The organism is Sedimentibacter sp. B4 (assembly GCF_000309315.1).
GTDB classification, from domain to species: domain Bacteria; phylum Bacillota; class Clostridia; order Tissierellales; family Sedimentibacteraceae; genus Sedimentibacter; species Sedimentibacter saalensis.
Genome location: NZ_CANG01000726.1, coordinates 1 through 216, shown reverse-complemented (window position 1 = coordinate 216; position 216 = coordinate 1). Strand labels below are relative to the sequence as shown.

Here is a 216-nt window from a genome sequence, read left to right as displayed (position 1 = left end):
ACGACCTCTCCGATCTGGCCGGGTTCGTCAGTGTCGACACCGATCACGGCATGCGCTGCAACGAGGGCGAGTGCGATCCGGACGGCGGGTTCTGGATCGGTACCCTCGCCTATGGGTTCACGCCCGGGTCGGGGACCCTCTACCGGTTGGACGCCGGGTCACGACAGTCGCGTCCGGTCGTTTCGGGCCTGACGATCAGCAACGGCCTGGGCTGGA

At 67.1% G+C, this 216-nt stretch carries 1 protein-coding gene; it reads left to right on the top strand.

The genetic code is table 11. From position 1 onward, the window contains the following. Positions 1 to 216: SMP-30/gluconolactonase/LRE family protein (locus BN358_RS24185; RefSeq protein WP_198018479.1), on the top strand; the 216-nt coding region annotated here is incomplete at both ends.